At 33.8% G+C, this 14138-nt stretch carries 10 protein-coding genes, 1 tRNA gene and 2 riboswitches; of the genes, 1 reads left to right on the top strand and 10 read right to left on the bottom strand.

All coding sequences use genetic code 11. The features are described 5' to 3' along the window. Positions 1-196: 196 nt before the first annotated feature. From purD to V5784_RS06365, 9 genes are all read right to left on the bottom strand, one after another. On the bottom strand, positions 197-1450 hold the full coding sequence (gene purD, locus V5784_RS06405; protein WP_336888205.1) for a phosphoribosylamine--glycine ligase: 1254 nt from the start codon (positions 1448-1450) through the stop codon (positions 197-199). A gap of 99 nt (positions 1451-1549) precedes the next feature. Then, entirely contained in the window at positions 1550-3043 is a 1494-nt protein-coding gene (purH, locus tag V5784_RS06400; RefSeq protein WP_336888204.1) for a bifunctional phosphoribosylaminoimidazolecarboxamide formyltransferase/IMP cyclohydrolase, read from the bottom strand. A gap of 44 nt (positions 3044-3087) precedes the next feature. After that, complete coding sequence (gene purN / locus V5784_RS06395; RefSeq protein WP_336888203.1) at positions 3088-3663, bottom strand: phosphoribosylglycinamide formyltransferase; 576 nt, start codon at positions 3661-3663, stop codon at positions 3088-3090. Next, a complete protein-coding gene (gene purM, locus V5784_RS06390) occupies positions 3651-4652 on the bottom strand; it encodes a phosphoribosylformylglycinamidine cyclo-ligase (protein WP_336888202.1) in 1002 nt (333 codons plus the stop codon). Before purM ends, purN begins: the two co-directional genes overlap by 13 nt. Before the next feature lie 126 nt (positions 4653-4778). Beyond that, a complete protein-coding gene (gene purF / locus V5784_RS06385) occupies positions 4779-6170 on the bottom strand; it encodes an amidophosphoribosyltransferase (RefSeq protein WP_336888201.1) in 1392 nt (463 codons plus the stop codon). Further along, positions 6170-6880 carry a phosphoribosylaminoimidazolesuccinocarboxamide synthase gene (gene purC, locus V5784_RS06380; protein ID WP_336888200.1) on the bottom strand — a complete coding sequence of 237 codons (711 nt, stop codon included), beginning with the start codon at positions 6878-6880 and terminating at the stop codon, positions 6170-6172. Before purC ends, purF begins: the two co-directional genes overlap by 1 nt. A 57-nt stretch (positions 6881-6937) precedes the next feature. Beyond that, the gene (gene purE / locus V5784_RS06375; protein WP_336888199.1) at positions 6938-7417 is read right to left on the bottom strand and encodes a 5-(carboxyamino)imidazole ribonucleotide mutase; all 480 of its coding nucleotides are present in this window, start codon (positions 7415-7417) and stop codon (positions 6938-6940) included. A gap of 95 nt (positions 7418-7512) precedes the next feature. Further along, positions 7513-11265 carry a phosphoribosylformylglycinamidine synthase gene (locus V5784_RS06370; protein WP_336888198.1) on the bottom strand — a complete coding sequence of 1251 codons (3753 nt, stop codon included), beginning with the start codon at positions 11263-11265 and terminating at the stop codon, positions 7513-7515. A gap of 96 nt (positions 11266-11361) precedes the next feature. Further along, positions 11362-11459, bottom strand: a riboswitch (purine riboswitch). Next, complete coding sequence (locus V5784_RS06365; protein WP_336888197.1) at positions 11455-13125, bottom strand: formate--tetrahydrofolate ligase; 1671 nt, start codon at positions 13123-13125, stop codon at positions 11455-11457. (Overlaps the previous riboswitch by 5 nt.) A gap of 170 nt (positions 13126-13295) precedes the next feature. Further along, positions 13296-13393: riboswitch (purine riboswitch) on the bottom strand. 125 nt (positions 13394-13518) lie between these two features. On the opposite strand from V5784_RS06365, the gene V5784_RS06360 reads away from it, so the two are divergent. After that, on the top strand, positions 13519-13863 hold the full coding sequence (locus tag V5784_RS06360) for a hypothetical protein (protein WP_336888196.1): 345 nt from the start codon (positions 13519-13521) through the stop codon (positions 13861-13863). Positions 13864-13903: 40 nt separating this feature from the next. Here V5784_RS06360 and V5784_RS06355 read toward each other — a convergent pair. Next, a tRNA-Trp gene (locus V5784_RS06355) sits at positions 13904-13979 on the bottom strand. Between the last annotated feature and the right edge of the window lie 159 nt (positions 13980-14138).

Raw genomic sequence — 14138 nt, 5'->3', positions numbered from 1 at the left:
AATATTATATTTATCCATAATTTCAGCAATTAATGGATCTACCTCTCTTCTTCTTCTTTTCTTAACCATAAAAACCTCCTCAGTTTAATAGATTATACTCTATCAACTAAGAAGGTTAAAATTAATTTACACTAAATTTGGTATACGCCCAACTGCTGCTAATAAAAAGGGAGAGCTATTTGAAAGCTCTCCCTTTTTACTTATTTATCTTTCCAATGTCTCTCCTGCAATACAGGCCCTCAAAATTTATTTTATCTATAGAACTATATGTATTTTTACAAGCTGTTTCTAATTTTTCTCCTAAACTCACTATATTTATTACACGTCCACCACTAGTTAAGAGTTTATCCACCTCCAATTTAGCCCCTGCAATAAATACCAGATCATCTACATTTGAAAGACCAGTTATCTCATATCCCTTTTTATAACTTTCGGGATATCCTCCAGACACTCCCACAACACAGCAGGCAAAAGCTTCCTTCCAACTCATCTCAACTTTATCTAAATCCCCATCTATACACATCTCTATAATTTCTAAAAAATCATTCTCCATCAACGGTAATACAGCTTGAGTTTCAGGATCTCCCAATCTCATATTATACTCCAATGAATATATCCCTTTTTCCGTTATCATCAGTCCGAAGAATATAACTCCGTTAAATTTCATCTTTTCTGCCTTTAACCCCTCTAAGGTCGGAGTCATAATGCTATCGATAAATTCTTTCATTATTTCAGCTGTTACATATGGATTAGGAGCTATTACTCCCATTCCACCTGTATTTAATCCTGTTTCACCTTCACCTATTTTTTTATGATCTTTAGCAGATATAAACGGCACTATGGTATTACCATCTGTAATAGATAGGATCGAAGCTTCCACACCTTCGAGAAATTCCTCTATAACTATTTCAGCACCAGCTTGTTTAAATTTATTATCTAATAACATATCTTTCACGGCTTCCACTGCTTCACCTTTATTTTGAGCTATAATTACGCCCTTTCCTGCAGCTAAACCACTGGCTTTTACCACAGTGGGATATTCTATCTTATCCAGATATTTTATAGCATTATCATAATCAGTAAAAACCTCATAGGCAGCTGTTTTTACCCCGTATTTCTTCATAAAATCTTTGGAGTATGCCTTACTTCCCTCTAGAATTGCAGATTTTTTATCCGGCCCAAAGACAGTCAATCCTTTTTCTTCAAATTTATCTACTATTCCTTCTACTAATAGCTCCTCAGATCCCACCATGGTAAGTCCTACCTTATTCTTTGAGGCAAATTCTACCATCTCTTCAATATCAGATAGAACTACATTCTCACATCTATCAAGTAATTCAGTCCCAGCATTCCCCGGTGCTACATATATTTTTTCTACCTTATTATTTTGAGCAAATTTCCATGCAATAGCATGTTCACGACCGCCACTACCTATAATTAAAATTTTCATAATTCACTCCTTTATTCTTATATTTTCAATCCCTACTCTCTCTCCCTTTTGGCACTCTCCATAGTCTAGCTTTGTCTTTCCCTACGAGGGGGGAGGGGATCAATGTTGAAAATGTCTTATCCCTGTGAATACCATAGATATCCCATGTTCATTACATGCATCTATAGATTCTTGATCCCTCATAGATCCACCAGGCTGAACTATTGCACCAATTTTTGATTCTGCACATGCATCTACTACATCTCTAAATGGGAAAAATGCATCTGAGGCCAAGATTGCACCATCTCCTGCTCTTTCAATGGCTTGTTTAGTAGCCCATATTCTATTGGTTTCTCCAGTTCCTATTCCCTTAGCCATCCCATCTTTTACAACTACTATGGCATTGGATTTCACATGTTTTACTACCTTCATTCCAAACACTAAATCTGTCATTTCCGATGCTGTAGGAGATTTTTCAGTTACTACTTTAAAATTATCAGAAAATGCTATATCTCTATCCTGCACTAAAATTCCACCATCTACCTTTACATAGTCTATCTTATCACACGGTTTTTGATCTGTTTTTATGATCCTTAAATTCTTCTTTCTCTTTAATATCGTCAATGCTTCCTCTGTAAAATCAGGAGCTATTACTATCTCTAAAAATGTTTTCTTTAATTCTTCAGCAGTTTTACTGTCTACCTTATTATTCAATGCTACTATCCCACCAAATATAGAGATAGGGTCACAATTATAAGCTTTCATATATGCATCGTAGACATTCTCTGCAATTCCTACCCCACAAGGTGTTGAATGTTTTAGCCCACAACATGCAGGGACTTCAAATTCATTGGCTACCTTCCATGCTACATCCATATCTCTTATATTATTAAAAGATAATTCCTTTCCATTTAATTGTTCAAAATCTTTCATAGCTCCATTTTCAGTTGTAGAAACATAGTAAGCAGATTTTTGATGTGGGTTTTCACCATATCTTAGATCCATCATCTTAACATATGATGTACTCAAGTATTTTGGCATCTCTCCCTCTAACAAGAAATTAGAAATAGCTGCATCATAAGCTGATGTCAAGTTAAATACTTTCCCCGCCAATCTCTTCTTAGTTTCAAAAGTTACCTTCCCAATTTCCATCTCTTTCTTTACAACATTATAATCAGAGGTATTAGAAATTACTACTACATCTTTAAATGATTTAGCGGCAGATCTGAGCATTGTAGGCCCTCCAATATCGATAAACTCTACCTTGGCTTCAAATGAGATATCATTTTGTACCTCTTTAAAGAATGGGTATAAATTAACTATTACCATATCTATTGTACTTATGTTTCTTTCGTTCAAAGTTTTCATATGATTTTCATTGTCTCTAACAGCCAAAATACCACCATGAATAATTGGATGTAAAGTTTTTACCCTTCCGTCTAGCATCTCTTCTGCCTGGGTTACTTCTGCTACATCTAATACTGCTATATTATTTCCCTTCAGATGTCTATATGTCCCACCTGTAGAGATTATCTCCACCCCTTGTGCTATTAAAAAATTTGTAAATTCCACTATTCCTGTTTTATCAAAAACTGATATTAATGCTCTTTTCACTTATATATCCTCCTATATGTTCTTTACAAATTTTTATTTCAAATTTACTTTAATTTATCTAATACCTGCTCAATAGCCTTTGGCAACAACTTATGTTCTTCTACCAACACTTTTTTCTGTAAAGTTTCCTCGGTATCTTCTGCTTCTACCTTTACCCTGTTTTGTTCAATTACTTCACCAGTATCTACACCTGCATCCACATAGTGAACTGTACAACCAGATTCATATTCTTTGGCCTCTATAACTGCCCGGTGAATTCTCATCCCAAACATTCCAGGTCCGCCAAATTTAGGCAGAAGGGATGGATGGATATTTATTATCCTGCCCCTCCTGTTATTTATAAATTCTTCATCCAGTATAGATAAAAACCCTGCTAAAACTATTAGATCTATTCCATCTCCTAAATATTCATCTATTTTTTTAGATATATCTTTTTTTAATATCTTTCTATCAAATATTTTTGTTTCTATATGGTTATTTTGAGCTCTTTCAATTCCATAACATTCCCTATCTGCTATAACACAGGAGATCTCATATCCTACTTTTGAGGTAGAAACAGTATCTATTATAGATTGCAGGTTACTTCCACCTCCAGATATCAAAACTACTATCTTAAACATATTCCATTATCTCCCTTAGATATAGTTCCAATCTCATAAGGAGCTTCTCCTAATTCTTCCAAAGTTTTAATTATTGCATCTTTTTCACTAGAATCAGCTATTATTACAAATCCAACTCCCATATTAAATGTTCCCCACATCTCAGATTCATTTACTCCCAATGACATTAGATGTTTAAAGATAGGCAGTATCTTTATTGCTGATTTATCCACAACAGCTTCTAATCCTGCAGGTATTACTCTGGGTAAATTTTCAATTATTCCCCCACCAGTAATGTGAGCCAAACCGTTTATACTATGCTTTTTAATAAGTTCTAATATAGGTTTCACATATATTCTTGTAGGAGTAAGGAGTTCCTCTCCTATTGTTTTGTCACCATATTTAACATCATAGTCTGTTACTAATTTTCTTACCAATGAAAACCCATTGCTATGCACCCCTGATGATGGTAATGCTATGATTGTATTTCCCTCTTCTATCTTTGATCCATCTATAAGGTCTTCTTTTTCGACTACTCCTACTGTAAATCCAGCTATATCATAGTCTCCATCCTTATAAAATCCTGGCATCTCTGCTGTTTCTCCACCAACCAGTGCTGCATCAGACTGTAGACATCCTGTCGTTATCCCACTCACAAGTGTCGCCGCGACATTTGCATCTAACTTCCCGCAAGCCATATAATCCAAGAAAAATAACGGTTTAGCTCCATGACACAGTACATCGTTTACACACATGGCTACACAATCAATTCCTACAGTATCATAGGTTTTAGTTTTAAATGCTATCTCCAATTTAGTTCCCACGCCATCTGTTCCAGATACCAATATTGGATCTTTCATCTGTCCCAATTGATACATCGCACCAAAGCTACCTAAGCCGGTAAGTACATTTTTATTATGTGTTTTCTTTACTAAATCCTTCATAAGCCCTACTGACTTGTACCCCTCTTCCTTGTTTACCCCTGCATCTTTATATGAAATTGTTGACATCTCTACACTCCCTTTTTGACACAGATTACACAGATTTAATCTCTGATCTATGTTCCTTTATTTTTGATGATATTATAAAATTACACAATGTAATATGAAAATAAAATTTATAAAAATATTTGATGATCACATATTTGCTACTGTAGACATCGGATATATCCCGCCAAAACATCCCATACAGAAACTTTCACTTCCCAAGGTATCCATTAAATTATGTTGAGATAAAAAATCCAAACTATCTGCATCGATATATTTACATATCTCATCGACAGACATATCTGCAGCTAAAAGTTCTTTTCTATATGCTATATCTACACCAAAATAACAAGGATGCATCACTGCCGGACTGGCAGATCTAAAATGAACCTCTGTAGCTCCCGCTCCCCTTAGCATCTCGATTAATTTTTTACTTGTAGTCCCACGAACCAATGAATCATCTATTACTACAACTCTTTTCCCCTCTATTATAGATCTAATTGGATTTAATTTTACCCTTACAGCTCTTTCACGAAGTTCTTGAGATGGTTTTATAAATGTCCTTCCAATATATTTATTTTTCACTAATCCAGTCACAAATGGTATTCCTGAAGCTATTGCATATCCTTGAGCTGCTGGCAGTCCAGAGTCTGGAACACCTATTACGATATCCGCCTCTACCTTCCCCTGTTCCCAGAGTTTTACCCCTGTTTCATACCTAGTTTTATATACATCTAACCCGTCTATCACAGAATCTGGTCTGGCAAAATAAATATGTTCAAAGGCGCAAGGAGCCTTGTGAGAGCGTTCGTTATAGTTGATAGCTTCTACACCATTTTCATCTATTATTACTATTTCACCTGCATTTATATCTCTGATTAATTCTGCTCCTACAGAATCCAAAGCACATGATTCAGATGCCAATACAATACTTCCATCCTCCAACTTACCCATACAGAGTGGTCTAATCCCATAGGGATCTCTTATCCCGATTAATTTATTTTGGACAGCTATCACTAAGGCAAAAGAACCTTTTATAGCTGATATAGTATCTACCAATGTTGATTTTAGACCATTTTTAGATCTTCTTGCAATCATATTTAAGATTACTTCTGAGTCGGTAGTAGTTTGGAACACTACCCCTGCATCTTCCAATAATTCCCTGATTATCTTAGGGTTTATAAGATTCCCATTATGAGCTATAGCTATATCTCCTAATTTACAATGACTTTGTAAGGGTTGAGCATTTTTCTCACACGAACCCCCTGCTGTAGAATATCTCACATGACCTATTCCTATATTTCCAACAGTTTCTTTTAAAATTGTTTCTGAAAACACTTCTGAAACAAGTCCCATTCCTTTAAAAGTTTGAATTTTCTCGTCCTTAGAGATACTCATTCCGGCACTTTCTTGTCCCCTGTGTTGTAGTGCACACAATCCATAGTAGATCAGCCCTGCTATATCTTTTTTATTTTCCCTAGAATATATTCCGAATACCCCACATTCTTCTTCCATCTTCTCTGATTCATTATATACAACCATTATTTTGCTCCTAATCTTTTTAATATCTCGATGTATGCTTCTTCTATACTACCCAAATCTCTTCTAAATCTATCTTTATCAAGTTTTTCACCTGTAACTTTATCCCATAATCTGCAAGTATCCGGAGAAATTTCATCGGCTAAAACTATCTCTCCAGCAGCATTTTTTCCAAATTCAATTTTGAAATCTACCAGATCAACTCCTTCATCTCCAAAAGCTTTTAATAACAAGGTATTGATTTTTGCAGTGATCTCATAGATATTTTTCAATTCGTCGTATGTAGCTAACCCCATGGCTACTGCATGGTGATCATTGATAAGAGGGTCACCATATGCGTCATTTTTATAGCATAGTTCAAAGATAGTATTTGTAGGTTTAGTTCCCTCTTCAATTCCTAACCTTTTTGCCATAGATCCAGCTATTATATTTCTTACTATTACCTCCAATGGAAATATTTCTAGCTTTTCACATAACTGATCTCTATCATTTAATTTTTCTTTAAAATGAGTTTTGATCCCATTTTTTTCTAAATTTTCAAATAAGATTGTTGTAATCTCATTATTTATCATTCCCTTGTTGGCGATTGTCCCCTTTTTCTCCCCATTTCCAGCAGTAGCATCGTCTTTATAATGGATGATTACCAAGTTATCATTATCTGTAGCATATATTTGTTTAGCTTTACCTTCATATATAAATTCTCTTTTTTCCATCTTCATCCTCCGATTTATTTAAATTATTTTTTTATTGTACTAGTTAACAACTTTTTTTTATAGTTCTACTCCACTCTCATTATCTGCAATGAAATTCTTCTTCATATTTTTTCTAAAAACAATTAATTTTTCTTTTATCTCTGGATATTTCAATGCTAATATCTGTACCACTAACATCCCTGCATTGTAGGAATTATTGATTCCAACTGTGGCAACCGGTATAGATTTTGGCATCTGTACAATTGATAATAACGCATCCATTCCATCTAGTGCTGCTCTGATTGGTACTCCTACAACCGGTAATATTGTTTTCGAAGCTATTACTCCTGGAAGATGTGCTGCTAATCCTGCTCCCGCAATTATTGCTTGCGTATCTTCCATTTCTAATCTCTTTATTGTTTCCACTAATTTTTCTGGTACCCTGTGAGCTGATAATACATGTGCTTCAAATTCAATCCCAAACTCTCTCAAGCAATTTGCTGCTCCTTTCATCACATCTGTATCCGATTTACTTCCAAATATAATAGCCACCTTCATAAATTAGTCTCCTTTTATCTCAAAAAAAATTATTTTAACATCATCTTTCTTCTATTCAATATATACACCTATGGCAGATACGAAATCTAACATAATTATCTATTCCTAAAATAATTCACACCATTTCTAAAAATATTCTGTTCCTTGTCTCCCAGAATATTTTTATATAAATTTTCTCCTGTTCTCTCTGAATGTCCCATCTTACCGAAAATCTTTCCATCTTTAGAAGTTATTCCCTCAATGGCATAGACAGATCCATTTGGATTATATTCTCCATGATTAGTTGGATTTCCATCTAAGTTTACATATTGAGTGGCTATCTGACCATTCTCTATTAATTCCTTTAATTTTTCCTCTCCTACAACAAATTTTCCTTCCCCGTGGGATACAGCTATCCGATGTTTTGATCCCACTGCAATATCACTCAGCCAAGGTGAATTATTCGATACAACCTTAGTTGTTACAATTTTTGATATATGTCTATTAATGTCGTTGTAAGTTAATGTAGGAGAATTTTCATCTATGTCTCCGATTATTCCATTAGGTAATAATCCTGATTTTACAAGAGCTTGGAATCCATTACATATTCCTAGAATTAATCCATCTCTACCTAATAATCTCTCTACTGCTGCGTTTATTTTTTCATTTCTAAGGATAGTTGCTATAAATTTAGCTGATCCTTCTGGTTCATCTCCTGCTGAAAATCCTCCTGGCAACATTAAGATTTCACAGTTTTCTATATGATCTGCCATCTCATCTATTGATTTAATAATATGATCCATAGTTAAGTTTCTAAATGTCATTGTAAATGGTAATGCACCTTCCTTAGCAAAGGCTTTCATAGAATCATATTCACAGTTAGTTCCAGGAAAAGCTGGTACAAATACCCTTGGATTTTCTATTCTTTGTTTTGGTTTTATAAGCTCTTTTTTCTCATAATTTTTAATTTCTAAATTTTCACTTTCAATTGAATTTTCTTCTACTATTTCAGGGAATATTCCATTTAAAGTTCCCTTCCACTTAGCTAGTAATTCATCTAATTTAATTCTTTTATCATTTATAATTAATTCTTTCGATGAGATCGTTTCTCCTATTAATATAGCATTTTTACCTTCTAAAATATGAGGAGTTTCTACTAGGATAGATCCATACCCCATTACAAATAATTTATCTTCTTTTATTGAAATTTTAGCTCCTATCATATTCCCAAAACTCATCTTAGAGATAGCTTCCACTATTCCTCCGCCTTTAACTGTCATAGCAGAGATGATCTTCTTATTTTTTATATTTTCATGAATATATTCAAAGTTAGCCTTTAACCCCTCTAAGTTAGGCATGAGGTCCTCATTTATATTGTGTTTGATTAGATATAAATTATTTCCGCTACCCTTTAATTCTGGAGAAATCACATTAGAAGCCAGAACCTTAGTTACTCCAAAAGAGATCAATGTAGGTGGTACATCTATATCATCAAAACTTCCACTCATACTGTCCTTCCCGCCAATAGCAGGAATATTGAAATTTTTCATTATATACTGTGTTCCCAGTAAAGCTGCAAATGGCTTACCCCATTTTTTAGGGTTATCCCCTAATTTTTCAAAGTACTCTTGGAATGATAATCTTACACCTCTATAATCTCCACCCATAGCTACTATCTTAGCCAGTGATTCTACTACTGCATAGGCTCCACCATGATACGGTGACCATTTAGTAATTAATGGGTTATATCCCCAGGTTATAGCAGATGCTGTATCTGTCGTTCCCTCTAGTAGTGGTATCTTATGAACTGATCCTTCTGTAGGAGTAAGCTGATATTTTCCACCAAATGGCATGAGTACCGTCCCTGCTCCAATTGTTGAATCAAACATCTCCATAAGTCCCTTCTGAGAACTTACATTGAGTGAACTTATCCTGTTCATAACTTTTTCTTCCAGTGTTGCTCCTGGAATGCCAGTAGTCTCCATTGGGCTTTCTGAATCAGGTGTTTCTATTTCTATATCCATATATCCAGTGACACCATTGGTATCCAAGAAGTCACGACTGAGATCTACTATAGAATTTCCTTTCCAATTAATTATCAATCTTTTTTCCTCTGTAACTATTGCTACTTCTACCGCCTCTAAGTTTTCAATGTCAGATAATTCTAAGAATTTTTCTACATCTTTATCTTCTACTACTACTGCCATCCTCTCTTGAGATTCAGAGATAGCAAGTTCCGTACCATTCAATCCCTTGTATTTTACCGGTACCTTATCCAAATTTATTATTAATCCATCAGCTAGTTCTCCAATTGCTACCGATACTCCCCCGGCACCAAAATCATTACACTTTTTAATCAACCTAGTTACCTCTGGATTCCTAAATAATTTTTGGATCTTTCTCTCTTCTGGAGCATTTCCTTTTTGAACCTCAGCTGAGCAGGTAGTTATCGAATTGATATAATGTTCCTTGGATGAACCAGTAGCTCCTCCACATCCATCTCTACCAGTTTTCCCTCCCAATAAGATTATCTTATCTCCAGGGCTAGGAGTTTCACGGCGTACATTACTTGCTGGAGTAGCGGCTACTACGGCTCCCACTTCCATCCTTTTAGCTTTATATCCTTCGTGATAGATCTCAGTTACATGGGATGTCGCCACACCTATCTGATTACCATAAGATGAATATCCGTGTGCTGCACCGGTAGTTATTTTTCTTTGTGATAGTTTCCCCGGTAGAGTCTCCTCTAATTTTTCCAAGGGGTTTGCCGATCCTGTAACCCTAATAGCCTGATATATATATGATCTTCCAGATAATGGATCTCTTATTGCTCCTCCGATACAAGTAGAAGCACCTCCAAATGGTTCAATCTCAGTAGGATGATTATGAGTTTCATTTTTAAACATTAATAGCCATTTTTCCATCTTTTTTTCCCCATCTTTTTCTATATCCACATCTATGTATACAGAACATGCATTTATCTCTTCTGAAATTTCCAAATCATCTAAAAGACCATTTTTTCTCATTTCCCTAGCTGATATTGTAGCCATATCCATGAGTGTCATGGGTTTTTCCTTTATTCTTTCCCCATGGGCATCCCTTCTACTTTCAAGGTATTCATTAAATGTTTTCTGTAAAGTTTCTTCAAATCTTCCCTTTGGTAAAGTGATTTTTTCTAATATTGTTTCAAAGGTAGTATGCCTGCAGTGATCCGACCAGTAAGTATCCAATACTTTTATTTCAGTTTCACTGGGATTTCTCCTCTCTTCATCTTTAAAATATTTTTGAATATGCACTATATCAGCTGTAGTCATGGCTAAACTAGAAGATTTCCTGAATTTTTCTAATTCGACCTCTGAGTAAGAGTTAAATCCTTCATGGAGCTTCACTTCCTCTGGGAGGGTTATCTCATCTTCAGCCATGCTAGATAGATCTTTTTCCCTCATTTCAACTTCATTTATATAATATTTTTTTATTTTTTTCATATCTTCAGGTGAGAGCTCCCCCAAAAATATAAGCAGTTTTCCTGTTTTTACCGATATTTCTCTACTCTCTTCACAAATTAAATTTATACATTGGATAGCTGAGTCAGCTCTCTGATCAAATTGACCAGGTAAAAATTCAACAGCTAAATAATTTTCACCCTCTAAATCTAAAGTATCGTAGGTATAATCTACTACAGTTTCTGAAAGCACCACTTCTTTTATTGTAGATACTTCATCTTTTTTCACATTGAAAAGATCATATATATTTATTATTCTGACCTTTTCTAAATTAACTAAATTTAAATTTTCCTTTAGTTCAGCCTTTATCTTTTTAGCTTCCATAGCAAAATTTTCTTTTTTTTCTACATAGACACGACGATTCATGACTCCTCCTAATTTTTACGAATAAATATAATTTCTTTTTTAACAAAAAAATCCTAGAACTATTTTTAATAAGTAAAAATAGCCCTAGGATTTAACCAAGTACTTTCATTTACTTATAGCGGTTCATTTAAGGCAAACCGTAGAGACTCCCAACCATATTATGGGTATATATAAGTTTATTTAATTTTTTTAAAATAATCCAGAGATTACTCCATCTTCATCTATATCGATCAATTCTGCTGAAGGTACTTTTGGTAATCCTGGCATATCTAAGATACTTCCAGCCATTGCTACTATAAATCCTGCTCCAGCTGATAATCTTAATTCATTTATTGTAACGTCAAATCCACTTGGTCTTCCCATTAATTTAGGGTTATCTGAGATCGATTTTTGAGTTTTAGACATACAGATTGGCAATTTATCATATCCATATTCATTTAATGTCTTTATCATTTTTTTGGCTTTAGCAGTATATATTACTCCATCTCCACCATATATATATTTTACAATTTTTTCAATTTTATTTTCTATAGTATCTTCAGTTTTATAAAGATATTCAAACTTATTTTCCTTAGTTTCTATTTCATTTATCACTAATTTTGCTAATTCTATTCCACCATCTCCACCATTAGCCCATACATCACATAGAGCTACAGGTACATCTAGTGCTTCACAATGAGCTTTAATAAAGTTTAATTCAGCTTCAGTATCTGTAACAAATTTGTTTATAGCTACTACTACTGGAAGTCCAAAGTTTTTCATGTTTTCTATATGCTTATCTAAATTTTCTATTCCTTTCGCTAAAGCTTCTACACTTTCATTTTTCAAGTCTTTAGAATTCATTCCACCATGTAACTTAAGAGCTTTTACTGTGGCTACAATAACTACAGCACTAGGGTTTAACCCACCCTTTCTACATTTTATATCAAAGAACTTTTCTGCTCCTAAATCTGCTGCAAATCCTGCTTCCGTTATTGTATAATCAGACAATTTAAGTGCCATCTTAGTAGCTAATAATGAGTTACATCCGTGAGCTATATTTGCAAATGGTCCACCATGGATTATTACAGGAGTATTTTCTAGTGTTTGAACTAAGTTTGGTTTAATCGCTTCCTTTAGGAGAGCAGCTATTGCACCTTCTATCTTTAGATCACTTACTTTTAATGGTTTCCCTACTCTATCAAATCCAAATACTATCTTACTGATTCTATTTTTTAGATCCATTATAGATTCTGATAAACAAAGGATAGCCATTATTTCAGAAGCTACTGTTATTTGAAATGAGTTTTCTCTTGGGATTCCATTGGCAATTCCACCTATTCCAATTATTATATTTCTAAGGGATCTATCATTCATATCCATAACTCTTTTAAAAGCTATCTTAGTCACATCTATATCCAGTTTGTTTCCATGCTTTATATGGTTATCTATACACGCCGAGATAAGGTTATGGGATGCTCCGATTGCATGAAGGTCTCCTGTAAAGTGTAAATTTATGTCTTCCATTGGAATCACCTGTGAATGTCCACCACCAGTAGCTCCTCCTTTCATTCCAAATACAGGACCAAGAGATGGTTCTCTAAGAGCTGCTATAGATTTTTTTCCTAACTTATTCATAGCCTGAGTCAAACCTACAGTAACTGTAGATTTCCCTTCTCCTGCTGGTGTAGGGGTAATTGCTGTTACTAATATCAATTTCCCATCTTTTTTATCACTATTTTTTTTCAATATCTCTAAATTTAATTTTGCTTTATATTTTCCATATTGGTCGTAGTCGTCTTCCGATAAATTTATCTTCGCTGCAATTTCTTTAATATTTAATATTTTAGCTTCCTGTGCAATTTGAATATCTGTTTTCATAGAACCCCCTTAAAATAAAAATCCTAAGTATACACTTATTTCAATGCAGACTTAGGACTATTTGTTGACTCTCGATTTGTTTAATTTTTTCAACACCTTTGTTTTGTACTTCATGTCAATCCTCCATTAGTTGTATTTTCATCTTAGTTTAGAAATTAACTGATCTGGATATCAAAAAATATTAATATCATGGTAAGTCATTTACGGCAACTTGTAGAAACTTCCTTCCATATTAAGAAATTATATTTTTTTATTTGAGGATACTATACCACAATATTTTTTAAAAAACAACAAATAGTCTTAGACTTCATAAAAAATTTGGCTTTCCTGAAATAATATAGCATACTTGTAATAGAATAATATTTTTTTATAATACAAGGAGCGTGATAAACTATGATTGGAATTTACCTGTTAATTGGAGTTATTCTTATTCTTTTTTTATTCAAAGGATCTAAAACAAAGAATTCTCATGAAACAATCAATGAAAAAGATGAAGTTGCAGCGAAAAATAAAGAAATTTTAATAGAAAAAATTCAGAATGATTTAAAGAATAATAAGATAACCCATGTCTTTGCCTCCTCTCACTCAAAAAAATATCATACCAAAAACTGTAAATATTATAATGATACTATGATTAAACTTCCATTAGACATAGCTAAAAAAAATGGTTATATTCCCTGTAAAATATGTAATCATAAAAAAAAGATCTCGGCCAAGTGTAGGGTATTTTTTTTGTAAACAAAAAAATCCAAATAAAATATTCGGATAAAATTTCTTATGGCAGTTCAGTAGGGACTCTAACCCTAAACCCAAGGTGTTGGAGACCGTTACTCTACCAATTGAGCCACTGAACTATAAATATTTAATTGTTATTAAACATTCAAAACTATATAATAATGTTTTTCTAAATTAACTCTTTCATTCTAAATCAATTTTGCTTTAGGTTAAGTGTTCGTCATATTAGTATTGGTCAGCTAAAGACTTCACAGCCCTTACACCCCCAACCTATCAAC

This window comes from Psychrilyobacter sp. (genome assembly GCF_037132775.1).
In the GTDB taxonomy this organism is placed as follows: Bacteria; Fusobacteriota; Fusobacteriia; order Fusobacteriales; family Fusobacteriaceae; genus Psychrilyobacter.
This window is presented reverse-complemented; position numbering and strand designations above follow the sequence as displayed.